Source organism: Microbacterium sp. NPDC019599 (genome assembly GCF_040632175.1).
Classification (GTDB): Bacteria; Actinomycetota; Actinomycetes; order Actinomycetales; family Microbacteriaceae; genus Microbacterium.
The window spans coordinates 86,756-109,560 of sequence record NZ_JBEYBL010000011.1 but is presented as its reverse complement, the minus strand read 5'-3'; the positions used below and the strand labels follow the sequence as shown (position 1 = coordinate 109,560).

Below are 22,805 nucleotides of genomic sequence, written 5' to 3'. Positions count from 1 at the left end.
ATGCACTGCCCGTTCTGCCGCCACCCCGACTCGCGGGTCATCGACTCGCGCACGAGCGACGACGGTCTCAGCATCCGCCGTCGTCGCCAGTGCCCCGAATGCGGCGGCCGCTTCTCGACCATCGAGACGGCGAGTCTCAACGTCATCAAGCGCTCCGGCGTGATCGAGCCGTTCAGCCGCGAGAAGGTCATGTCGGGCGTCCGCAAGGCGTGCCAGGGCCGGCCCGTCACCGAGGGCGACCTGGCCGTGCTCGCGCAGACCGTCGAAGAGGCCGTGCGGCAGACGGGCTCGTCGCAGGTCGACACCAACGAGATCGGACTGGCGATCCTCGGGCCGCTCCGCGAGCTCGACGAGGTCGCCTACCTGCGGTTCGCGAGCGTCTACCAGGCGTTCGACTCGCTCGACGACTTCGACGCCGCGATCGCCCAGCTGCGCGCCGACCACGCGGGGGGCCGGGCAGCGCGCGAGTCCTGACGCCCCCGAGCGGTTTGAACCGGCCCGCTGCGCTCCTGAGTCGCTTCGCCGGATCGGTAGCCTGGAGGGGATGTATCCCTTCCTCTTCCGCACCTTCCTGTCGCGCATGGATCCCGAGACGGCGCACCACGCCGCCATGGCCGTCATCCGTGTCCTCGGCGTCCCGCCCTTCTCGTGGGCGGCGCGGGCCGTCACCAAGCCGGCGCCGTCGCTGCGCGTCCGCGCGCTCGGTCGCGACTTCGATTCGCCGTTCGGGGTCGCGGCGGGCTTCGACAAGGACGTGAAGGGCGTCGCGGGCCTGTATGCACTGGGCTTCGGGCACGTCGAGGTCGGAACGGTGACGGCGATCCCGCAGGAGGGCAATCCGCGCCCGCGCCTGTTCCGGCTCATCCCCGACCGCGCGGTCGTCAACCGGATGGGCTTCAACAACCGCGGCGCCGAGGCCGCGGCGGCACGCCTCCGCCGCGTGCGGCGCCGCCGGCGCCGGGCCGTCATCGGCGTCAACATCGGCAAGAGCCGCGTCGTCGACGTCGCCGAAGCCACAGCCGACTACGTCACGAGCGCACGCCTGCTCGCACCCCTCGCCGACTACCTCGTCGTCAACGTGTCGTCGCCGAACACGCCCGGTCTGCGGGGCCTGCAGGCCGTCGAGACGCTCCGCCCACTGCTCGAGGCCGTGCGCGCCGCGGCGGGACTGACTCCGCTCCTGGTCAAGATCGCCCCCGACCTGCCGGATGACGAGATCGACGCGATCGCGAAGCTCGCCGTCGAGACGCGCCTCGCCGGCATCATCGCGACGAACACGACGATCTCGCGGGACGGCCTCGCAACCGACCCCGCGGTCGTCGCGGCGGCGGGGGAGGGCGGCCTGTCCGGCGCGCCTCTCAAGCAGCGCGCGCTCGACGTGCTCCGACGCGTCCGCGCCGCAGTGCCCGACGACTTCTGCGTCATCAGCGCGGGAGGCGTCGAGACGGCCGCCGACGTCCAGGAGCGCAGGGATGCCGGAGCCACCCTCGTGCAGGGCTACACGGCATTCCTCTACCGCGGGCCGCTGTGGGCGCGGCAGATCAACCGAGGCCTCGCGCGCTGAGCCCGGGCCCGGGCCCGGGCGGGATCAGGCGGGGCGCTTGCCGCGCGAGACCTGCGGCTTGGGCAGGCGAAGGAAGCGCATCTGGATCGAGCGCATCGCGGCGTACCAGCCGAGGCCCTTCTCGGTCTTGTCGCCCCACTTCGCCTTCGCGAGGCGCTTGACGCGGACGGACGTCCAGATCATGTCGCCGATCACGAGGAAGATGAACAGCCAAAGGCCCATGAACGAGTAGTACGTGATGGCTGCGACGGGGATGAACGTCAGGACGATGACGAGCACCATCGCGGGCATGACGGCCTCGCCCAGGTGCCAGCCCGAGTCGACCCAGTCGCGCACCCACCGGCGCTGCGGACCCTTGTCGCGCGCCGTCAGGTAGCGCTCGTCGCCCGCGGCCATGCCGGCACGCGCCTTGTCGCGCTGCGCCGCCAGGTCGGCCTTGGCGCGAGCCTTGGCCTCCTTCGTGTCGGGCACGAGCGGACGCTTGCGCGCAGCCTCCTGCTCCGCACGAGTGGGAGTCGCGCGTCCCTTGTTCGCGGGGACGCCGTTGAGCACGGTCCCCTCGGACGGTGCGTCGCTCGAAGGGGCGTCGGGTGTCTTGGCCACGGGGTACCTCGAAGAGTGCGGAGAGTGCGGAGAAGGGGGCTGCACTTAAGATTACCCGCATGACCTCTGAGCTCTCCCGGGCAGATGCGGTGCGGGATGCCGCGACCGCCGGCATCCCGTCAGCCCTCGCCGATCTCGGCAACCTCGTGCGGATCCCGTCGATCGCGTTCCCCGGATTCGACCCGGCGCCCGTCAGGCGCAGCGCGGAGGCCGTCAAGGCCCTCGTCGAGGGCACGGGCCTCTTCGAGACCGTCGCGATCGCCGACGCCGCGATCCCCGAGACGGGGGAGCGCGGCATGCCCGCCGTCCTCGCGTCGCGCCCGGCGCGCAACGGCCGGCCGACGATCCTCCTGTACGCCCACCACGACGTGCAGCCGGTCGGCGACGAGAGCCTCTGGGAATCGCCTCCGTTCGAGCCGACGGTGCGCGGCGGGCGCCTCTACGGCCGCGGCGCCGCCGACGACAAGGCGGGCATCATGGCGCACATCGGCGCGCTCCGTGCCGTCAAGGAAGTCGTCGGCGACGACCTCGATCTCGGCGTCGCGCTGTTCTTCGAGGGCGAGGAGGAGGCCGGGTCGCTGTCCTTCGCACAGTTCCTGTCCGACCACGCCGACGCGCTGCGCGCCGACGTCATCGTGGTCGCCGACTCCGGCAACTGGGATGCCCGCACCCCCGCGCTGACCGTCTCGCTGCGCGGCAACGCGAAGTTCCGCCTGAAGATCCGCACCCTCGACCACGCGTCCCACTCCGGCATGTTCGGCGGCGCCGTCCCCGACGCCATGATGGCGACCCTCAAGCTCCTCTCCACGCTGTGGGACGAGGACGGCGCCGTCGCGGTCGATGGCCTCACCGAGCGGGATGCCGACACCCCGGAGTACACCGAGGAGACGCTGCGCGACGAGGCCGGGCTGCCCGCGGGCGTGAGCCCGATCGGCCGCGGCACGATCCTCAGCCGGATCTGGAACAAGCCGTCCATCACCGTGACGGGCATCGACGCGCCGAGCGTCGTGAACGCCTCCAACACGCTGTCGCCCGAGATCACGGTCGTCATCAGCGCCCGCGTCGCCCCCGGCCAGGACGCGAAGGATGCGTACGCCGCGATCGAGACGCACCTGCGCGCCCACGCGCCGTTCGGCGCGCACCTGGAGTTCTCCGGCCACGAGTTCGGCAATCCCTTCCTCGTCGACACGAGCGGATGGGCCGTCGAAGAGGCGCGCGACGCCCTGGCGGACGCGTACGGCGTCGACCCCGTCGATCTGGGCGTGGGCGGCTCGATCCCGTTCATCGCGGATCTCGTGCGCGAGTTCCCCGGGGCGCAGATCCTCGTGACCGGCGTCGAGGACCCGCACGCCCGCGCGCACAGCCCCAACGAGTCGCTGCACCTCGAGACGTTCCGCAACGCCCTCGTGGCCGAGGCGCTGCTCCTCGAGAAGCTCGACGCACGGGCGCTCTAGGCGCGCGAGGGGCTCCGAGCCTCTTCCCTGCCCGGCATCGTAGAATCGAGGCATCCGCTCCGTCCGGAGCGACCGCGAATCGCGAGGAGAGCCATGACCGACACCGCACTGTCTACCGACCAGACCGCGCGCGCCCACGGCGTGCTGCTCACCGACGCTGCAGCCGACAAGGTGAAGAGCCTGCTCGGCCAGGAGGGCCGCGACGACCTGCGCCTGCGCGTCGCCGTCCAGCCCGGCGGCTGCAGCGGCCTGATCTACCAGCTCTACTTCGACGAGCGGTATCTCGACGGCGACAAGACGGTCGACTTCGACGGCGTCGAGGTCATCGTGGACGACATGAGCGTCCCGTACCTCGATGGTGCGACCATCGACTTCAAGGACACGATCTCGGAGCAGGGGTTCACGATCGACAACCCCAACGCCGCCGGCAGCTGCGCCTGCGGCGACAGCTTCCACTAAGGGATCCGAGCCTCTCGCGAGGCCCTCCAGACGCCCCGACCACGACGTGGTTCGGGGCGTCTGGCGTACCCCCGGAAGGGCCTGTTCACGCGCCTCGAAGGGCGCGCTGGCTGGCCGTTTGGCCTGAATCCCGTGGGAGGTTGCCCTAGACTGGCCAGAGTCCTGTTCGCGACCCGGAAAGGTGCATTGTGCCCTCGAAACGTCGTCTCCGCTGGGCCCTCGTTCCCCTTGGGATCGCAGCGGCAGCCGTCCTGGCCGGATGCACCCCGACCGAGCTCCACGGGTTCCTTCCCGGCTTCACCGAGGACGGTCAGCCGGCGACGAACCACACCGACATGGTGGCCGGCCTGTGGGTCAACTCCTGGATCGTCCTGCTCGTCGTGGGCGTCATCACGTGGGGTCTCATGGGGTGGGCGGCGATCGTCTACCGCCGCCGCAAGGGACAGTCGGGCCTGCCGGTCCAGCTGCGCTACAACATGCCGATCGAGATCTTCTACACGATCGTGCCGTTCATCCTGGTGGTGGGCTTCTTCGCCTTCACGGCGCGCGACCAGGCGATCCTCGAGACCCAGACCGAGAACCCCGACGTGTCGATCGTCGCGATCGGCAAGCAGTGGGCCTGGGACTTCCAGTACAACGGCGACGAGGAGGACGGCTCGGACGCCGTCTGGTCGATGGGCGTGCAGGCCGAGCCGGCACCCAACGGCGACGTCGACCAGGAGAAGCTCCCGACGCTCTACCTCCCGGTCGACAAGACGGTGAAGATCGAGCTGCAGTCGCGCGACGTCATCCACTCGTTCTGGATCATCGACTTCCTCTACAAGAAGGACATGTACATCGGGCGTGACAACTACTGGTCGTTCACGCCGACGCGCGAGGGCACGTACGCCGGCAAGTGCGCCGAGCTCTGCGGCGAGTACCACTCGGCGATGCTCTTCAACGTCAAGGTCGTGAGCGAGGGGGAGTACGAGGACTACCTCGCCTCCCTGCGCGACAAGGGCCAGACGGGCGACATCACCGACGAGTACGACCGCCTGACAAACCTGCCCGGCACCGGTGAGACCACCACCGACGAGGAACGGAACGACTGATCATGGCAACGACGCTTCCTCTTCAGGAGACGCAGAGCCGTCCCACCACGATGCCTCCTCGCCAGGCAGCCCTGCTCAGCGCTTCGCGCGTCGAGCAGAAGGGCAACATCATCGTCAAGTGGATCACCTCCACCGACCACAAGACGATCGGCTACCTGTACCTGATCTCGTCCGTGCTGTTCTTCCTGCTCGGCGGCGTGATGGCCCTCATCATCCGCGCCGAGCTGTTCGAGCCCGGCATGCAGATCGTGCCCACGAAAGAGCAGTACAACCAGCTCTTCACGATGCACGGCACGATCATGCTCCTCATGTTCGCGACGCCGCTGTTCGCGGGATTCGCGAATGCGATCCTGCCGCTGCAGATCGGTGCGCCGGACGTCGCGTTCCCGCGTCTGAACGCCTTCGCGTTCTGGCTCTTCCTGTTCGGCTCCACGATCGCCGTCGCCGGCTTCCTCACGCCGCAGGGCGCCGCCGCCTTCGGGTGGTTCGCCTACCAGCCGCTCGCGAATGCGAGCTTCTCGCCGGGCGTCGGCGGAAACCTCTGGATGCTCGGCCTCGGCATGAGCGGTTTCGGCACGATCATGGGCGCCGTCAACTTCATCACGACGATCATCACGATGCGTGCGCCCGGCATGACGATGTGGCGGATGCCGATCTTCTCGTGGAACACGCTGGTGACCAGCATCCTGATCCTGATGGCGTTCCCCGTGCTCGCCGCCGCGATCCTCGCCGCCGCGGCCGATCGCGTGCTCGGCGCCCACATCTACGATCCGGCAAACGGCGGCGTGCTGCTGTGGCAGCACCTCTTCTGGTTCTTCGGCCACCCCGAGGTGTACATCATCGCGCTGCCGTTCTTCGGCATCATCTCCGAGGTCATCCCGGTCTTCAGTCGCAAGCCGATCTTCGGGTACAAGACCCTCGTGTACGCGACGATCGCCATCGCGGCCCTCTCGGTCGCCGTGTGGGCGCACCACATGTACGTCACGGGCGCTGTCCTGCTGCCGTTCTTCGCGCTCATGACGATGCTCATCGCCGTGCCGACGGGCGTGAAGATCTTCAACTGGATCGGCACGATGTGGCGAGGATCGGTGACATTCGAGACGCCGATGGTCTTCGCCCTCGGCTTCCTCGTGTCGTTCGTCTTCGGTGGTCTCACGGGCGTCATCCTCGCGTCGCCGCCGCTGGACTTCCACCTGTCGGACTCGTACTTCATCGTCGCCCACTTCCACTACGTCGTCTTCGGCACGGTCGTCTTCGCGATGTTCGCGGGCTTCTACTTCTGGTGGCCCAAGTGGACGGGCCGCATGCTCAACGAGCGCCTCGGCTACGTGCACTTCTGGATGCTGTTCATCGGCTTCCACATGACCTTCCTCATCCAGCACTGGCTGGGCGTGGACGGCATGGTCCGCCGCTACGCCGACTACTCGGCCGCCGACGGCTGGACGTGGCAGAACCAGGTCTCGACCGTGGGTGCCGTCATCCTCGGTGCGTCGATGATCCCGTTCCTCTTCAACGTGTGGATCACGGCGCGCAAGGCGCCCCGGGTCACCGTGAACGATCCGTGGGGCTACGGCTCGTCGCTCGAGTGGGCGACGTCCTGCCCGCCGCCGCGGCACAACTTCACGTCGATCCCGCGCATCCGCAGCGAGCGCCCCGCGTTCGACCTGAACCACCCCGAGGCGGGCATCCCCGTGGGCGTCGGCCCGGCGAAGGACGCGCCCGAAGCCCCGGTTGTCGACCTCGACTCGCGAGAGGTGAAGTAACGTGCGCACGAACACCGGGCTCTGGTGGCTGCTGTCGGTCTTCTTCCTGGCCGTCGCCGTCGTCTACACGATCTGGAGCGTCCTGGCGCACCCGGACCTCGACTTCGTCCGCGCAGTCGAGTGGGTCGGCACGGTCGCGCTGCTCTTCACGGCGTTCATGGCCGCGCTCATCGCGTTCTACCTGGGGAAGGTGCACAAGGCGCAGCAGGGCGAGCTTCCCGAAGACGTCCTGACCGCCGACATCGACGACGGAGACCCTGAGCTCGGCGAGTTCAGCCCGTGGTCGTGGTGGCCCATCGTCCTCGCCTTCTCCGCATCGCTCGGCATCCTCGGGCTCGCGGTCGGCACCTGGCTCTTCCCGATCGGCATCGGCGTCTTCGTCGTCGCGATCGTCGGCTGGGTCTACGAGTACTACCGCGGCTATTTCGCCCGCTGAGCGCAGTCGCAGCGTCAGCCTCGGCCTCCGGGCCGGGGCTGACTCGCGTGTGAGCCCTCTGCACGACGTCAATCAGGACGGCGCCTTCGCGACCCGGTACGGGGCTGCCGTCGCGGACGGGGTCGGCGGCGGACCCGCCGGCGACATCGCGTCCAGCGTGCTCGTGCGGCTCGTCGCATCGGGATCCTCCACGCCGCTCGAGCTCGACGAGGTCGCGCTGCTCCTCGCGCGCGCCAATGCGGAGCTGCGCGGCCGGATCCTCGCGGATCCCGCCTGCGACGGGATGGCCACGACCTTCACGGGACTGTTCGCGGGAGTCTCGGGCGGCGTGCTGCTCGCCCACGCGGGCGATTCTCGGGCGTACCTGCTGCGAGACGGGATGCTGTCGCGCCAGACCCGCGATGACTCCTTCGTGCAGCTGCTCGTCGAAAGCGGCGTCGTGCTGCCGGATGACGCGGCATCCCATCCTCAGCGCAACGTCATCACGGCCTCGCTGCGCGGTGCCGAGCACGACGTCGTGGCCTTCACCGAGGTCGACGCGGCGCTGGGCGACCGCTGGCTGCTCTGCAGCGACGGCGTGACCGACTACGTGCCTGACGACGTGCTGGGCGCCCTGCTGGCAGAGGGAACCGCGGAGGCGGCCGCTGAGAGGATCGTGCGGGTCGCGGTCGAGGCGGGCTCGCGTGACGACGTCACGGCGGTCGTGTGCGATGTCGTCGCGGACAGCGAGCCGTGGCCGGAGGACGTGCTCACCGGCTCAGCGGCGGTGGACCCGCAGTTCGATGGGCTCTGGGACCTCGAGTCGGCCTGACGGGGCCCGACTGACGGGCTGGCCGGGCCGTCCTAGACCTGCACGGGCGCACGCACGACCATGACCTGCGGATCGAAGACGCGGGGGAGGGCGCCCTCGTCGTTCTCGGTCGGCTGCCCCTCGCGGATCCAGTACTCGTATCCGCCGATCATCTCGCGCACCGCGTACCCGAGCTTGGCGAACTCGAGCGCGCCCTTGGTGCCGGCATTGCACCCGGGGCTCCAGCAGTAGACGACGACGGGGACCGCCCGGTCGAGTTCGACGGGGGCGCGTTCGGCGATATCGCGGTACGGCATGTGGATGGCCCCCACGATGCGCCCCTGCGCCCACGCCTCGTCGCCGCGCACGTCCACCAAGACGAACTCCTCGCCGGCGTTCTGAGCGGCATATACGTCGGAGGCGTCCGTCTCGTTGCGGAGCCTGGCGGAGAAGTAGTCGATCGCTTCAGTCATGCCCTCAACGCTACGGGTCTCGGGGCCGGCGGCTCCGCTCTGCGAGTGTCAGCGATGGGCGCTTTCCTGCCGATCATCGGAGCGGCCCGTGCACAGAGGAATGCCCCCGCTCGAGCCCTGTGCAGGGCCGAGCGGGGGCATCCGATCCAGCTGTGACGCTTACTGGTTGGAGTCCTTCTCGCGGTTGCGGGGCGCCTTGCCCTCGACCTCGGGGACGATGACGTTCGAGGGCCGCACCGGGACCTCGCCGTGCTTGCCGTCGTCGATCGGGGTGTGCGGGGCATCCGGGACGCCGGCGCGCTCATGCGCACCCTGGATCTCGGCTTCCTCCTCGGTCGCGATGTGGTCGAGCGTGTGGTGCTGGTGCGCCGCCGCCTCGTCGAGGTCCGCCTGCGTGAGCGGGATGAGTCGGTCCTCGAAGAACCAGCGCGACACCGCCGCGCGGAGGTTGTGGTGCCAGGGAATGCGACCGCGGGCGTTGGGGCGTACGACGAGCGGCTCGAAGGCGTCCGCGTCGATGAGCTTCCAGCGCTCGTAGTCGTCGATCGGCTGGTGCACCTCGATGTACTCGCCACCGGGGAGGCGGACGATGCGGCCCGATTCGTAGCCGTGCAGGAGGATCTCGCGATCCTTCTTCTGTAGCGCGATGCACATGCGCTTCGTGACGAAGTACGCGATCACCGGCCCGATGATCAGCAGCGCCTGGAGGGTGTGGATGACGCCCTCCATCGTGAGCTTGAAGTGCGTGGCGATGATGTCCGACGAGGCCGCAGCCCAGAGCACGGCGTAGAACGTGACGCCGGCTGCGCCGATCGCGGTGCGCGTGGCCGCGTTGCGAGGACGCTCGGCGATGTGGCGCTCACGCTGGTCGCCCGTGACCCAGGCCTCGATGAAGGGGTAGATGAGGACCAGCACGATGAACAGGCCGAGGACGACGAGCGGGACGATGATGTTGAACGACCACGTCCGGTTGAGGAACACGAACTCCCAGCCCGGGGGCACGAGGCGCAGAGCGCCGTCGGCGAAGCCGATGTACCAGTCCGGCTGCGTGCCGGCCGAGACCGGGGAGGGGTCGTACGGTCCGTAGTTCCAGATCGGGTTGATCTGGAACAGCGACGCGATCAGGACGATGACGCCGAAGGTCAGGAAGAAGAACCCGCCCATCTTGGACATGTAGATCGGCATCATCGGGTAGCCCACGACGTTGCTGTTCGTGCGCGCGGGGCCCGCGAACTGCGTGTGCTTGTTGATGACCATGAGCATCAGGTGGACCACGAGCAGTCCGACGAGGATCGCCGGCAGCAGGAGGATGTGCAGCGTGTAGAGGCGTCCGACGATCTGGTCGCCGGGGAACTCGCCGCCGAACAGCAGGAACGAGGTCCACGTGCCGATGAGCGGGATGCCCTTCACCATGCCGTCGATGATGCGCAGGCCGTTGCCCGAGAGAAGGTCGTCGGGCAGCGAGTAGCCCGTGAAGCCCTCGCCCATCGCGAGGATGAAGAGGATGAAGCCGATCACCCAGTTCAGCTCGCGCGGCTTGCGGAACGCGCCCGTGAAGAAGACGCGCAGCATGTGCACGCCGATGCCGGCGACGAACACGAGGGCGGCCCAGTGGTGGATCTGACGCACGAGCAGACCACCGCGGATGTCGAACGAGATCCGCAGCGTCGAGTCGAGCGCCGCCGACATCTCGACGCCGCGCATCGGCAGATAGGCGCCGGTGTAGTGCGTCGGAACCATCGAGGCCTGGAAGAAGAACGTCAGGAACGTGCCCGACAGCAGGACGACGACGAAGCTCCACAGGGCGATCTCGCCGAGCATGAAGGACCAGTGGTCGGGGAAGACCTTGCGGCCGAGCTCCTTCACGAAGCCGGAGAGGCTCGTGCGCTCGTCGATGTAGCTCGCGGCGCCGCTGACGAACCGTCCGCCGAGGGGCTTGTCGCGCTGGACCGGATCGCCGTGGACGGCCGTCCCGAGCGTCTCGTGCTCAGAGTCGTGAGTCGCGGTACTCAATGGCGCTCCCAGAAGCTCGGACCGACGGGTTCGGTGAAGTCGCTCTGCGCGACGAGGTAGCCCTCGGAGTCGACGGCGATGGGCAGCTGCGGGAGCGGACGCGCCGCGGGCCCGAAGATGACCGCCGCACCGCGCGACACGTCGAACTGCGACTGGTGGCACGGGCAGAGCAGGTGGTGCGTCTGCTGCTCGTACAGAGCGACGGGGCAGCCGACGTGCGTGCAGACCTTGGAGTACGCGACGATGCCGTCGTACGTCCACTCCATCTTGTTCTCGCCGGGTACGAGCTGCTCGGGCAGCAGGCGCATGAGCAGGACGATGGCCTTGGCCTTCGCGTCGAGGTAGCCCTCTTCGTGTCCGAGCGAGGCGAGTTCTTCCGGGATGACGTGGAAGGCCGAGCCGAGCGTGACCTCGGAGGCGCGGATCGGCGTGCCCTCGGGGTCGCGGGCGAGACGCATGCCCTCTTTCCACATGGTGTGGCTGAGCTCTTCGACGGGGTCGACGTTCTGCGGCGCCAGGCCGCGGAAGAGCGTGATCCCGGGGAGGACCGATGCGACGAGCGCCGCGATGAGCGAGTTGCGGATCATCGCCCGACGGCCGAAGCCCGACTCCTCGTTGGCGTCGTCGAAGGCGTGGTACGCGGCTGCGCGCGTCGAGTCGCGTCCGCGCGTCGCGTGCCGCGGCTCGATGAACTCCTTGTCGGACATGATCGCCTTCGACCAGTGGATCGTGGCGACGCCGATGGCGGTGAGGGCGAGCGCGATGCCGAGCCCGATGAAGAGGTTGTTGTCGCGGACCGAGACCAGCGAGCCGTCCTCGATCGGGAACAGGAAGTACGCGGCGATCGCCCAGACGCTCGCCGCCACCGAGAGGTAGAAGAGCGTGTAGACCGTGCGGACGGCGCGCTTCATCGCCGCCGGGTCCTTGTCGGTCATCCGCAGGCGATGCGGCGGGACCTCCGGGGTGTGCACCGGGTCGGTGACCGCGACTGCGAGCCCCGGGGAGGGCTTCCACGAAGCCCTCTCGTGCTCGAGCGGGTCTTCCTCGTGTGCCATGCTGCTCCTCTTTGCGTGCTCGTCAGTGTCGAATCAGTTGGACTTCGCGGTGATCCACACGGTGACCGCGATCAGCGTGCCGATGCCGAAGATCCAGATGAAGAGGCCCTCCGAGACGGGGCCCAGCGATCCGAGGGTGAATCCACCCGGGGCGACCGCCTCCTGCTGGAAGAGCAGCGACGAGATGATGTCGCGCTTGTCTTCGGTCGTGAGGTTCATGTCGCTGAAGACAGGCATGTTCTGCGGGCCCGTCACCATCGCGGCGTACATGTGCAGCGCGCTCGTCTTGTCGAGCGCGGGGGCGTACTTGCCCTCCGTCAGGGCGCCACCGGCGCCGGCGACGTTGTGGCACATGGCGCAGTTGATGCGGAACAGCTCGGCGCCGCGCGCGACGTCGCCTTCGCCGTCCAGCACCTCTTCGTCGGGGAAGGTCGGGCCGGGCGAGGTCTCCTGGACGTATGCCGCGATCGCGAGGATCTGGTCCTCGGTGAACTGCACCGGCTTCTGCGGCGCCTGCGGCGCCTGCGCCTGAAGCGGCATGCGGCCGGTCGCCACCTGGAACTCGACGGCGAGCTCGCCGACGCCGTACAGCGACGGGCCGGACTCGGTGCCCTGCAGGTCGAGGCCGTGACAGGTGGCGCAGTTCGCCTGGAAGAGCTTCTTGCCGTCCTCGGCCGTCAGTGCGGTCTTCACCTGCGTCTCGCTCGTTGCCGCCATCGCGGCAGAGGCGCCTGCGTAGGCGCCTCCGGTGAGAAGCAGGCCGATGCCGATGAGGGCTGCGGCAGCCCAGGGGCTGCGGCGTCCGTGGGCGCGGCGCTTGGTCTCTCGTGCCATGTCGGGATACAGCTCCGCTCTATTTCAGGAAGTAGATGACGAGGAACAGAGCGATCCAGACGACATCCACGAAGTGCCAGTAGTACGAGACGACGATCGAGGTCGTCATCTCCTTGCGTCCGAAGTTCTTGACCGCGTAGGCGCGTCCGATGACGAGGAGGAACGCGATGAGGCCGCCCGTCACGTGCAGGGCGTGGAAGCCCGTCGTGAGGTAGAAGGCCGACGCGTACGCATCGGCGTCGATGGCCATGCCCTCGGTGACGAGCTGGGCGTACTCCCACACCTGACCGGACACGAAGATCGCGCCCATGATGAAGGTGAGGTAGAACCACTCGACCATGCCCCAGCTGCGGATGTTCCAGAAGCCGCCCGTGCGGTACGGCTGGAAGCGCTCCGCCGCGAACACGCCCATCTGGCACGTCACGGACGAGAGCACGAGGATGATCGTGTTCACCGTCGCGTAGGGGATGTTCAGCAGTTCGGTGCGCGCTTCCCACAGCTCGGGGGAGGTGCTCCGGAGGGTGAAGTAGATCGCGAACAGGCCCGCGAAGAACATCACCTCGCTGCCGAGCCACACGATGGTTCCGACGGCGACCGGATCCGGCCGCTTGACGGACCGCATGGCCTGAGAGTAGGTCGCTGGCGTGGTCGTCACGCTGACCATTATGGCTGAACTCCGGCTGTGATTTTCGCACCGGGCGGCATCGATTTGGCCTCGATGGAACTTAGGCTCACCTAAGAGAACGCTGGGAGTCCGGCGTGAGAATGGGCGCCGCCGAGCGGCTGTCGGGGACCCGGGAACAGATCCTCCGCGGGGCTAGGCTTCTGCCTTATGGCAGACCTCTACACGTGGCCGGGCATCCTGACGGCGCTTCTCGAGAAGCGCGATCTGAGCGTCTCGGAGTCGACCTGGGCGATGCGCCAGGTCATGTCGGGCGAGGCGACTCCGTCGCAGCTGGCCGGCTTCCTCGTGGCGCTGAGGGCCAAGGGCGAGACGGTCGACGAGATCGTGGGCTTCCGGGACGCGATCCTCGAAGCCGCTCTGCCGCTGCCCGTCGACGCGGCGGTCCTGGACATCGTCGGCACGGGCGGAGACCGCTTCGGCACCGTCAACGTGTCGACGATGGCGGCGGTCGTGGCCGCGGCATCCGGAGTTCCCGTGGTCAAGCACGGCAACAAGGCGGCGAGCTCGAAGTCGGGGTCGAGCGACGTCCTCGGTGCGCTCGGCATCGACCTCACGCTGTCGCCCGAGGCCGTCGCCGAGGCGCTGAGCCGGGCCGGCATCACATTCGCGTTCGCGACGGCGTTCCACCCGGGGTTCCGCCACGCCGGTCCCACGCGCGCCGAGCTGGGCGTGCCGACGGTCTTCAACTTCCTCGGGCCGCTGTGCAACCCGGCGCGTGCCGAGGCCAACGCCGTGGGGGTCGCGCACCTGGACCGCGTGCCGCTCATCACGGGCGTGTTCCGCACGCGCGGAGCGACCGCCCTCGTCTTCCGCGGCGACGACGGACTGGACGAGCTCACGACGACGGGCCACAGCCGGCTGTGGGAGGTGAGCCGCGGCGACATCCACGAGCACGACCTCGACCCGCGCGATCTCGGCATCCCGCTCGCCGACATCGACGACCTGCTGGGCGGCGACCCGGCGCACAACGCGGCGATCGTGCGGCGGGTGCTGGGCGGCGAGCAAGGAGCGGTGCGCGACATCGTGCTGCTCAACGCCGCGGCGGGGATCGTCGCCTACCGGCTGTTCCGCGACGCGGCGCAGGTCCAGCGGCCGATCCTCGACCGTCTCGCGGAGGCGCGTGACGACGCGGCGGCGGCGATCGACGACGGTCGGGCCCTCGCGAAGCTCGACGACTGGGTCGCTGTGACGAGGTCGCTCGCCGCCTGACCCACGGCGGTCAGCGCTCGGCGTGGTCTCTTCCCCGGGTGACTCCCCATCGCTAGCGTGTGCACAAAAGGAGTGCACTCGCCATGCAGAGGAGACAGGAATGAGTGACGCAACCGCCGACACGATCGAAGCACCCACCAAGAAGCTCGGACTCGTCAAGGCCGTGGGAGTCCTCGGCATCGTCGGAGGCGTGCTGCTGATCCTCGTGGGCATCATCGCCTGGATCGGCGTGACCAGCCAGCTGACGGCCGAGAACATCACGATCCCGGACGACGCGGCCGCCTTCCAGGGCCAGCAGGTCACGGGGCCGCTGACGGCCTACGTCCAGGCCGACATCATCAACACGCACGCCCTCGCGGCATCGGGCGGCAAGACATACGCCGAGCTCGACCAGGACGATCCTGTGCGCGCGACCGTCATGCAGGCATCCTTCCTACGGGCGTCGCTGTTCACGTCGGTCGTCGCGTACGGCGTCGCGCTGTTCGCAGCGGGCATGGGTGTCCTCGCGATCCTCTTCGGCTGGGCGTTCCTGCGCCTGGCGAGCACGCCGGTCGTGGTGAAGCGATCGAACGTCGCTGCCGTCGAGTGACGGCGAGCTGAATCGAGTGGCATCCACTGACGGCGCGGATTCCGAGGGCGACACCTCGGAATCCGCGCCGTTCGCCGTGCACCCGCACGACGCGCTCGCCGAGATCGCGACGCTGCTCGAGCGCGAGCGCGCCTCGCGCTACAAGTCGAAGGCGTTCCGCGCGGCCGCGGACGCCATCGCGGGGCTGACCGACGAGGAGCTGCGGGATGCCGCATCCCTCCGCCGCCGGAAGGGGATCGGCGACTCGACGTTCGGGGTGATCCAGGAGGCGCTCGCCGGTCGCGTGCCGTCATACCTCGAAGATCTGCGGGAGCGCGCCGGCGGGGAGCGCGTCTCGGCGCTCCGCGCGCTTCTGCGCGGCGACCTGCACAGCCACAGCGACTGGTCCGACGGACTCACGTCCATCGAGCTCATGGCGGCGGCGGGGCGCGCGCTCGGCCACGAGTACGTCGCGCTGACCGACCACTCCCCGCGCCTGCGAGTCGCCAACGGGCTGTCGCCGGAGCGGCTGCGGGCGCAGCGCGAGCACGTCGCCGCCGAATGCCGCGACGGCTTCACGCTCCTGTGGGGCATCGAGGTCGACATCCTCGACGACGGCGCGCTCGACCAGGAGCCTGACCTCCTCGACGAGCTCGACGTCGTCGTCGCGTCGGCGCATTCCAAGCTGCGCATGGAGCGCGCCCCCATGACGCGGCGGCTCGTGGAGGCGGCCTCGAACCCGCGCGTCGATGTCCTGGGCCACGTCACGGGGCGCCTCGTCGAGGGATCTCGGGGAACGCGCCCCCAGTCGACCTTCGACCCGCGCGCGGTCTTCGAGGCGTGCGCGGCACACGGCGTCGCGGTCGAGATCAACTCCCGGCCGGAGCGCCAGGACCCGCCGGACGAGCTCATCGACCTGGCGCTAGGGATCGGGTGCCTCTTCTCCATCGACTCCGACGCCCATGCCCCGGGCCAGCTCTCGCTCATCGACTACGGGGCCGAGCGCGCCGAGCGGCTCGGCGTGCCGGCGGAGCGGATCGTGACGACGTGGCCCCTGGAGCGGCTGCGCGAGTGGACGCGACGCGCGGGGTGAACAGCATCCCGCGGGGTGAACAGCATCCCGTCTGTCGGGGGGGCGGGCGTATCGTGACTTCGGGGTCCCGGGCGGCGCGCCCGGGAGGGCGGGAAGGACGTGACATGGCGACGCAGCAGCGCGACGCGCTCATCCAGCGGAACGCCGACGAGTACGCCCAGCTCAAGGCGGTCGTCGAGAGGCTCCGCGAGGCCGGCCGCATCGAGGAGGCCTTCGCGGGCGACGCGCGCGACCGGTGCGTGCGCGACGTGCTCGCCCACCTGCTCGCCTGGCACCTGCTGCTCGAGGGCTGGTACGAAGAGGGGATGATCGGCGGCTCGCCCGCGATCCCCGCAGACGGCTACACGTGGCGTCAACTCGATGCGCTCAACGTCGTGCTGCGCGACGACTGGCAGCATGCCTCGATCCAGGATGTCGAGCGCCGACTGGATGCCTCGCACGCCGGACTGCAGCGCCTCATCGCGGCCCTCAGCGACGAGGAGCTCTTCGACGCCGCGACCTACACGTGGACGCGAGGGTCGAAGCTCGGCGAGTTCTGCCTCGAGTGCGGCGGCAACCACTACGTGTGGGCGCGCGGGGTCATCGCCGACGGATTGCCTGAGCCGGCCGCTCTCTAGACTCGGGGGGTGACTGCGCGCCCCGGGAACACGTCGGCGCGCGGCATCCCGTGGCTCGTCGTCTCGGGGGTCCTCGTCGCGGCGCTGAGCCTGCGCGGACCGATCGTCTCGCCGACGCCCGTCCTTCGCGACATCGAGCAGGACCTCGACATCGGCTCCGCGGCCGCGGGCCTGCTCACGACGGCGCCCGTCCTCATGTTCGCTCTGCTGACCCCGCTCGCGGCCTTGGTGATCCGGCGCGCGGGCGCCGAGCTCGCGCTCATGCTGTCGCTCAGCGGCGTCCTCCTCGGCACGTTCGTGCGGGCTCTGCCGGGATTCGGCTGGATGCTCGCGGGCATGTTCGTGATCGGCGCGTCCGTCACGATCGGCAACGTCGTCGTCCCCGTCATCATCCGGCGGGACGTACCCCCGAGCCGGGTCGGGATCGTGACGGCGGCCTACGCCGCGATGCTCAACGCGGGGTCGCTGCTGACCTCGCTGCTGACGGCGCCGCTCGCCGAGCTCATCGGGTGGAACCTCGCACTGCTCGTGTGGTCGGGCATCACGATCGCCGGGATCGCGCTGTGGGGCGTGCACCTGCGGCGCAGCCGCAGTCGCGGCGCGGAATGGGGCGAACGCTATTCGGGCGAACCCGCCCACGGGTCGGGCGAGGCCGTCGACATCGACCCTGCGACTGTCACCGGGCCGCTGCCCGTCGTCGGAGGGCGCTCGAGCCGGTCCATCTTCCGGCGGCCCGTCACATGGCTGCTCGTCGGATCCTTCGCGGGGCAGACCACGATCTACTACGCGCTGTCGACGTGGCTTCCCACGATCGCCGCCGACGAGCTCGGGACGAACGCATCCGCCTCGGGCGCCCTCGCGTCGCTGTACCAGGGCGTCGGCATCTTCGGCGCCTTCCTCATCCCGATCCTCACGCGCTTCACGCCGCGCATCGTGCCGGCGATCGTCATTTGCAGCTCGTGGCTCGTCCTCACGATCGGGCTGCTCGTGGCTCCCGAGCTGCTGTGGCTGTGGGTCTCGATCGGGGCGATCGGGCATGCGGGCGGGTTCGTCGTGATCTTCACGGCGCTCGTGGCCGTCGCCCGCAGCGACGCCGAGGCCGCCGGGATGTCGGCACTCATGCAAGGCTGCGGGTATGCCGTCGGCGCGCTCGGCCCGCCCTTCCTCGGTGCGCTCCACGAGGTGACGGGCGGCTGGACGCTCGGGCTCGTGGTCCTGCTCGTGCTCTCGGTCGTCTACTGCGCCGTGCTGCTCGCCGCGATCGCGGCATCCCGCCGCGCGACGGCCTGACAAGAGCGTCGGGCCGCCGCGCGCTGCGGGTCGTGGCCGTCGCGCGTGCGCGCGTCAGTCTCGCGGCGCCGCGTTGGCACGGATCACCTCGAGCCGGGCGCGATACTCGACCTCGTCGATGTCGCCCTTCGCGAAGCGCTCTGCGAGCGTCGCCTCGGCCTGCCGCGACGGGTTGAGCCGGCCGTACGGGCCGTAGCCGTTCTCGGCGGCGGCGCGACGCCAGCGCCGGCCGAAGATCGCCCAGATGAGGACGAAGAAGAGGATCCAGAACAGCGGGATGAGCAGGAACCACCAGCCGAAGCCCCACGGGCCGACGAAGTGGGTGGCCACCGTGGCGGCGGCGAGTGTTGCGGACATGACAGCCTCTCGGTCGTTCGCCGGCGCGATGCCGGACGCTCCGAGTCAAGCCGCGCGGCGCTCCGCGCGAATCCGCCACGGGGAGTGAATCGGGATGCTCCGCGCGGAGTACCCGGCGGGTGCGGGTTGCATGGACAGGGCGTGCGCGGCCGAGGGCCGGAGGACAACAGACGAGCGCAGGGGCGGGACGCGGCATCCGTCATCCGCTCGTCGGATCTCCTCCGCTCGTGGGCCGGACGATCGGGAGTGCGCGCTCAGGCGCTCCAGCCGGGGCGGACGAGCCCGCTCTCGTACGCGATGACGACGAGCTGAGCGCGATCGCGGGCGTCGAGCTTCTGCAGGACGCGCGACACGTGCGTCTTGGCGGTGAGCGGCGAGATGAACAGCCGCGCCGCGATCTCCTCGTTCGTGAGGCCCTCGCCGACGAGGGCGACCACTTCGCGCTCGCGGTCGGTCAGCGGGGACAGGATGCCGGGGTCGACAGCATCCCGCAGCCCGCCGGCGGCGCGCTCGAGGAGGCGGCGCGTGACACCGGGGGAGAGGAGGGCATCGCCTGCGGCGACGACCCGCACGGCGCGGATGAGGTCGACGGGCTCGGTGTCCTTCACGAGGAACCCGCTCGCGCCCGCGCGGATCGCGCGGACGACGTACTCGTCGAGCTCGAACGTCGTCACGATGACGACGCGGACGTCCGCGAGGGCGGGGTCGAGGGCGATCTGCTCCGTCGTCCACAGGCCGTCGCCGTCGGGCATCCGGATGTCGAGCAGAGCGACGTCGACGGGCTCGGCGCGGAGCTTCGCGAGCAGCTCCCGGCCGCCCGACGCCTCGGCGACGACCTCGATGTCGGGCTCCGAGTCCAGGAGGGCCCGGAAGCCGGCGCGGACGAGCAGGTGGTCGTCGGCGATCGCGACGCGGATCACGGCAGCTCCTGCCAGGGCAGGCGCGCAGTCACGACGGTGCCCGCACGCGGGCCCGGCTCGACATCGACCGTGCCGCCCACGAGCAGGGCGCGCTCGCGCATGCCGCGGATGCCGCCGCCCTCGACCGCTTCCTCCGGGAGTCCCGTGCCGTCATCGGCGATCCTCACGACGAAGTCGCCTCCGTGACGCTCGAGCGTGACCGTCGCCGTCGCAGCAGCCGAGTGCCGCACGATGTTCGTGAGCGCCTCCTGGACGATGCGGTAGGCCGCCGTCTGCACCTCGCCGGCGGGGGCTGAGCCGCCCAGACGGTCGTCGATCCGGACCGTGAGCCCGAGCCCCGTGCGCTGTGCGGCGAGGCGGGGGAGCTCCGCGAGCTGCGGCTGCGGGGTCAGGGGAGCCGTGCGAGGCGCGCTCAGATCGTCACCGCGCAGGAACGACAGCACGCCGCGGACCTCGTCGAGCCCCGTCGCGCTCAGGCTCCGGATGTTCGCGAGCGCTTCGCGCGCCCGCTCGGGCTCGCGGTCGAACAGGTGCAAACCGACGCCCGACTGCACCGAGATCTGGCTCAGCGAGTGGGCCAGGACGTCGTGCAGCTCGCGCGCGATCCGCGTGCGCTCCTCCTGCTCGAGCGTGCGGCGACGTTCCACGAGCTGCGCACGGTGTTCCGCGCCGCGCTGCCGGCGGCTGCGGATGCCCTCGCCGATCGCGAAGAGGAACGCGAGCCCGAGCGTCGCGAGCGCGATGCGGAAGGGATGCCAGGGTGTGCCGATGAGCCCGCTCGCCGTGACGGCGACGAGCCACGCGAGCCCCACGGAGATGAGCGCCCAGAGGCGGGCGCCGCGCACGACGGCGCCGATGATCGCGAAGGCGAGGGCGAGGAACACCGGACCCGCGTCGGGCGGCACGAAGAGGTCGAGCGTCGAGAGGGCGGCCACGACGGCGACGGTCGGTCCGGGCCACCGCCGAGCGCCGACGAGCGCGAGGGCGGATGCCGCTCCCAGCGCGACGCTGAGTGCCGCGAGCGGCGGCGGGACGTCCTGCCAGACCGAGATCCCGATGGCGGCCGACACCTGCACGACGAAGGCGACGACGACCGGGACCCACAGCGTGACGGCCGGCGGTGGGCGGAACCGCAGCGCGTCGTCATCCCACCCGGCCTGCGGCATCCCTCGATGCTACGCCCGCGCTTCGAGCGCGGCATCCGCTCCACGGAGGCGTGCGCGTACTCCCGGGGGAGTACGGATTCAGGCCGTGGGAACCGCGTCGAGGGCGTCGACGATGCGCGTCATGGCGGCGCCGAGCGCCCAGCGCTCCGCGAAGGCGGCGGCATCCTGCTTGGCGCCGTCGTCGAGGGGACGGAGGCGCGCGTCGACGGCGGGCAGGTCGAGATCGCGGACGACCGCGACGACGCGCGGCGCGACGGCGAGGTAGGGCAGAGCCGCGCCGATCTTCGCGGCGACGCCCGCCGTCATGCCCTCACGCGCCTCGGCGGCCCGGAGGATCCCGTCGAGGTCGCCGTGCGCCGCGAGCAGCGTCGCGGCGGACTTCTCGCCGATGCCTGCGACACCCGGCAGGCCGTCGGACGAGTCGCCCCGCAGGGTCGCGAAGTCGGCGTACTGCCGGGGCCTGACGCCGTACTTCGTCAGGACGACGTCGTCGGTCACGACCTCGAGGTTGCTCATGCCGCGCGCCGTGTAGACGACGCGCACGTCGCGGGCGTCGTCGACGAGCTGGAAGAGATCGCGGTCGCCCGTCACGATTTCGACAGGGAGCGTCGCGGTCGTCGCGAGCGTCCCGATGACGTCGTCGGCCTCGTGCTCAGGCGCACCGACGACCTGGATGCCGACCTTCGCGAGCGACTCGCGGATGACCGGCACCTGGATCTCGAGCGGGTCGGGGACGACCTCGACGTCCGGAGCGCCGACGACGACCTCCGCGACGCGATGCGTCTTGTACGACGGGATGAGGTCGACGCGCCACTGCGGCCGCCAGTCGTCGTCCCAGCAGGCGATGAGATGCGTCGGCTGATACAGCGTCACGAGCTTGGTGATGATGTCGAGGAAGCCCCGCACGGCGTTGACCGGCGTGCCGTCGGGCGCGCGGACGGTGTCGGGCACGCCGTAGAACGCGCGGAAGTACAGCGACGCGGAGTCCAGGAGCATCAAGCGGTCGGGCATGCGCTCATCCTGTCACGGGGCACCGACGAGGTGCGTCAGCAGGCGGGGCCCGAGGGGTCCTCATCGCACGTGCGGTCGACGAGCGCCGTGCGCACCTCGACGACCCTGACGACGTAGCCGCCCGTCGACGCCGAAACGACCCCGGGGACGGCGCGCCAGCGGGCGCCGAAGCTCACGGATGCCGCGTACTCGACCGTCACCGCGACGGGATACGTGCCGCGGGCGCGGTACACGTGACTCGTCGCCGTCGGCGTGAACTGCGCCTGCCCGAGCGCCTCCCAGGATGCGCCGCCGGATCCCGTCCGGGCGGAGGTTCCGTCGCCGTACTCGAAGACGAAGGCGGTCGGGACGAAGCGGACCTCGACGTCCCAGCCGAGGATCTGACCCGAGAGGGACTGCTCGGATGCTGTCGCCACGAGGTTCGCCGGCATCCCGACGACGCCGAACCCCTCGGGCTGGCCGGTCAGGGTCGGGCGGGCCGGCTGGAAGGATGCGAGGTCGGCGAGGGTCACGTCCGGAGGTGCGACGACGACGAAGCCGCCCCGATCACAGAACGGATCGGTGCAATCGGGTTCGGCGGGAGCGGGGATCGTGCCGGGGCGCGTGGGGTTGGCGGGGTTGGCGGGGTTGGTCGAGTCGTCCGTGCCGGGGGTGGTCGGGAAGCCGTCAGCCCCGGGGATCGTGACGGACGCGCCGACGTCGACCTTCGTGCCGTCATTCGATGCGCAGACTCCAGTCCACTGGCTATTGCTGTAGCAGTCGGTCGACATGGGGATGGCTGAGGCGCCGGAGATGGCCAGCGACAATGCGACGAATGCAGCTAGCAAGAGACGTCGGAGCCTTCGATCACCGAGATCAGCAGGCCGGTGGGGGAAGTCGCACTGCTCACGAGTTGCACCGTGGAAGATTGGGTATCTGGTCGATCCTGACTCACGACAGAACTGCCGTCTGGATCCCTCACATCGATCGCGCTCACATCAGTGCAGGTGCCCAACTCGACGGTTGGTTCGCTCCTGGGCGAGTACACAAGCGGGTAGATGGAAATGACTTCGGTTGCACCGTCCACGGTCCAACCGTCGGCGTGCATCGATGAGAGCGACTTTCGTTCCCCTGCATTCGCCTCGCCGGTCGTCCAGGTATAGACGTCCTCGAAGGTCTCCGGGTCGCTCAGGTCCACCTGATTGAGCGCATCCACATACGCCCGGTACGTCTCCTCAGCGGCGGCGAACGCCTCCGCCTCGGTCTCGAACAGCGGTTTCTCTTCGGGTTCGGGCTGCGCGAAGCATCCGCTCGTCATCGCGGCGGTGAGCGCGAGCACGAGCGCCGCCGGAGCCACGCGAGAGATCACGCCCCC

The 22,805-nt window shown here is 69.8% G+C and carries 25 protein-coding genes; 13 read left to right on the top strand and 12 right to left on the bottom strand.

Annotated elements, in window-relative coordinates; all coding sequences use genetic code 11:
- On the top strand, nucleotides 1-474 hold the full coding sequence (gene nrdR / locus ABZ477_RS16990; protein ID WP_360135592.1) for a transcriptional regulator NrdR: 474 nt from the start codon (nucleotides 1-3) through the stop codon (nucleotides 472-474).
- 70 nt (nucleotides 475-544) lie between these two features.
- Nucleotides 545-1,564 carry a quinone-dependent dihydroorotate dehydrogenase gene (locus ABZ477_RS16985; protein WP_360135590.1) on the top strand — a complete coding sequence of 340 codons (1,020 nt, stop codon included), beginning with the start codon at nucleotides 545-547 and terminating at the stop codon, nucleotides 1,562-1,564.
- A 24-nt stretch (nucleotides 1,565-1,588) separates the two neighbouring features.
- Here ABZ477_RS16985 and ABZ477_RS16980 read toward each other — a convergent pair whose 3' ends face one another.
- Entirely contained in the window at nucleotides 1,589-2,167 is a 579-nt protein-coding gene (locus tag ABZ477_RS16980) for a DUF3043 domain-containing protein (RefSeq protein ID WP_360135588.1), read from the bottom strand.
- Nucleotides 2,168-2,226: 59 nt separating this feature from the next.
- Between ABZ477_RS16980 and ABZ477_RS16975 the strand changes: the two genes are divergently transcribed.
- The 6 genes from ABZ477_RS16975 to ABZ477_RS16950 all read left to right on the top strand — a co-directional run bounded on the left by ABZ477_RS16975 (nucleotide 2,227) and on the right by ABZ477_RS16950 (nucleotide 8,181).
- Nucleotides 2,227-3,621, top strand: coding sequence for a dipeptidase (locus ABZ477_RS16975; protein ID WP_360135586.1), 1,395 nt, complete (start codon nucleotides 2,227-2,229; stop codon nucleotides 3,619-3,621).
- Nucleotides 3,622-3,714: 93 nt separating this feature from the next.
- Nucleotides 3,715-4,080, top strand: a complete 366-nt coding sequence (erpA, locus tag ABZ477_RS16970) for an iron-sulfur cluster insertion protein ErpA (RefSeq protein WP_360135584.1) — start codon at nucleotides 3,715-3,717, stop codon at nucleotides 4,078-4,080.
- A gap of 188 nt (nucleotides 4,081-4,268) precedes the next feature.
- A complete protein-coding gene (gene coxB / locus ABZ477_RS16965; protein WP_360135582.1) occupies nucleotides 4,269-5,171 on the top strand; it encodes a cytochrome c oxidase subunit II in 903 nt (300 codons plus the stop codon).
- Nucleotides 5,172-5,173: 2 nt separating this feature from the next.
- Nucleotides 5,174-6,934: a cytochrome c oxidase subunit I gene (ctaD, locus tag ABZ477_RS16960; RefSeq protein ID WP_360135580.1), complete on the top strand. Its 1,761-nt coding sequence runs from the start codon at nucleotides 5,174-5,176 to the stop codon at nucleotides 6,932-6,934.
- Between the two features lies 1 nt (nucleotide 6,935).
- Nucleotides 6,936-7,370 (top strand): cytochrome c oxidase subunit 4, encoded by a 435-nt coding sequence (locus ABZ477_RS16955; RefSeq protein WP_360135578.1) that lies wholly within the window; start codon nucleotides 6,936-6,938, stop codon nucleotides 7,368-7,370.
- Nucleotides 7,371-7,419: 49 nt separating this feature from the next.
- Nucleotides 7,420-8,181, top strand: a complete 762-nt coding sequence (locus tag ABZ477_RS16950) for a protein phosphatase 2C domain-containing protein (protein WP_360135574.1) — start codon at nucleotides 7,420-7,422, stop codon at nucleotides 8,179-8,181.
- Nucleotides 8,182-8,213: 32 nt separating this feature from the next.
- On the opposite strand, the gene ABZ477_RS16945 is transcribed toward ABZ477_RS16950, so the two are convergent.
- The 5 genes from ABZ477_RS16945 to ABZ477_RS16925 all read right to left on the bottom strand — a co-directional run bounded on the left by ABZ477_RS16945 (nucleotide 8,214) and on the right by ABZ477_RS16925 (nucleotide 13,199).
- Nucleotides 8,214-8,633 carry a rhodanese-like domain-containing protein gene (locus tag ABZ477_RS16945; RefSeq protein ID WP_360135572.1) on the bottom strand — a complete coding sequence of 140 codons (420 nt, stop codon included), beginning with the start codon at nucleotides 8,631-8,633 and terminating at the stop codon, nucleotides 8,214-8,216.
- 159 nt (nucleotides 8,634-8,792) lie between these two features.
- A complete protein-coding gene (locus ABZ477_RS16940) occupies nucleotides 8,793-10,529 on the bottom strand; it encodes a ubiquinol-cytochrome c reductase cytochrome b subunit (RefSeq protein ID WP_360135707.1) in 1,737 nt (578 codons plus the stop codon).
- A gap of 113 nt (nucleotides 10,530-10,642) precedes the next feature.
- The gene (locus tag ABZ477_RS16935; RefSeq protein ID WP_360135570.1) at nucleotides 10,643-11,701 is read right to left on the bottom strand and encodes a Rieske 2Fe-2S domain-containing protein; all 1,059 of its coding nucleotides are present in this window, start codon (nucleotides 11,699-11,701) and stop codon (nucleotides 10,643-10,645) included.
- A gap of 33 nt (nucleotides 11,702-11,734) precedes the next feature.
- Nucleotides 11,735-12,535, bottom strand: coding sequence for a cytochrome c (locus ABZ477_RS16930; protein ID WP_360135569.1), 801 nt, complete (start codon nucleotides 12,533-12,535; stop codon nucleotides 11,735-11,737).
- 19 nt (nucleotides 12,536-12,554) lie between these two features.
- The gene (locus ABZ477_RS16925; RefSeq protein ID WP_360135568.1) at nucleotides 12,555-13,199 is read right to left on the bottom strand and encodes a heme-copper oxidase subunit III; all 645 of its coding nucleotides are present in this window, start codon (nucleotides 13,197-13,199) and stop codon (nucleotides 12,555-12,557) included.
- A 168-nt stretch (nucleotides 13,200-13,367) separates the two neighbouring features.
- Here ABZ477_RS16925 and trpD point away from each other — a divergent pair, with 168 nt between their 5' ends.
- The 5 genes from trpD to ABZ477_RS16900 all read left to right on the top strand — a co-directional run bounded on the left by trpD (nucleotide 13,368) and on the right by ABZ477_RS16900 (nucleotide 17,997).
- The gene (gene trpD / locus ABZ477_RS16920; protein ID WP_360135566.1) at nucleotides 13,368-14,429 is read left to right on the top strand and encodes an anthranilate phosphoribosyltransferase; all 1,062 of its coding nucleotides are present in this window, start codon (nucleotides 13,368-13,370) and stop codon (nucleotides 14,427-14,429) included.
- A gap of 100 nt (nucleotides 14,430-14,529) precedes the next feature.
- Nucleotides 14,530-15,018, top strand: coding sequence for an aromatic ring-opening dioxygenase LigA (locus ABZ477_RS16915; RefSeq protein ID WP_360135564.1), 489 nt, complete (start codon nucleotides 14,530-14,532; stop codon nucleotides 15,016-15,018).
- Nucleotides 15,019-15,094: 76 nt separating this feature from the next.
- Nucleotides 15,095-16,090 carry a PHP domain-containing protein gene (locus ABZ477_RS16910; protein ID WP_360135705.1) on the top strand — a complete coding sequence of 332 codons (996 nt, stop codon included), beginning with the start codon at nucleotides 15,095-15,097 and terminating at the stop codon, nucleotides 16,088-16,090.
- 104 nt (nucleotides 16,091-16,194) lie between these two features.
- Entirely contained in the window at nucleotides 16,195-16,707 is a 513-nt protein-coding gene (locus ABZ477_RS16905; RefSeq protein WP_360135562.1) for a ClbS/DfsB family four-helix bundle protein, read from the top strand.
- Nucleotides 16,708-16,716: 9 nt separating this feature from the next.
- Nucleotides 16,717-17,997 carry an MFS transporter gene (locus tag ABZ477_RS16900; RefSeq protein WP_360135560.1) on the top strand — a complete coding sequence of 427 codons (1,281 nt, stop codon included), beginning with the start codon at nucleotides 16,717-16,719 and terminating at the stop codon, nucleotides 17,995-17,997.
- 54 nt (nucleotides 17,998-18,051) lie between these two features.
- Here ABZ477_RS16900 and ABZ477_RS16895 read toward each other — a convergent pair whose 3' ends face one another.
- From ABZ477_RS16895 to ABZ477_RS16870, 6 genes are all read right to left on the bottom strand, one after another.
- Complete coding sequence (locus tag ABZ477_RS16895; protein WP_360135558.1) at nucleotides 18,052-18,354, bottom strand: hypothetical protein; 303 nt, start codon at nucleotides 18,352-18,354, stop codon at nucleotides 18,052-18,054.
- Between the two features lie 254 nt (nucleotides 18,355-18,608).
- Nucleotides 18,609-19,274 (bottom strand): response regulator transcription factor, encoded by a 666-nt coding sequence (locus tag ABZ477_RS16890; RefSeq protein ID WP_360135556.1) that lies wholly within the window; start codon nucleotides 19,272-19,274, stop codon nucleotides 18,609-18,611.
- Nucleotides 19,271-20,440, bottom strand: a complete 1,170-nt coding sequence (locus ABZ477_RS16885) for a sensor histidine kinase (protein ID WP_360135554.1) — start codon at nucleotides 20,438-20,440, stop codon at nucleotides 19,271-19,273. Before ABZ477_RS16885 ends, ABZ477_RS16890 begins: the two co-directional genes overlap by 4 nt.
- A 78-nt stretch (nucleotides 20,441-20,518) precedes the next feature.
- Complete coding sequence (locus ABZ477_RS16880) at nucleotides 20,519-21,451, bottom strand: 5'-3' exonuclease (protein WP_360135552.1); 933 nt, start codon at nucleotides 21,449-21,451, stop codon at nucleotides 20,519-20,521.
- 35 nt (nucleotides 21,452-21,486) lie between these two features.
- Nucleotides 21,487-22,221, bottom strand: coding sequence for a hypothetical protein (locus ABZ477_RS16875; protein ID WP_360135550.1), 735 nt, complete (start codon nucleotides 22,219-22,221; stop codon nucleotides 21,487-21,489).
- A gap of 50 nt (nucleotides 22,222-22,271) precedes the next feature.
- Nucleotides 22,272-22,799, bottom strand: a complete 528-nt coding sequence (locus tag ABZ477_RS16870; RefSeq protein ID WP_360135548.1) for a hypothetical protein — start codon at nucleotides 22,797-22,799, stop codon at nucleotides 22,272-22,274.
- Nucleotides 22,800-22,805: the final 6 nt, after the last annotated feature.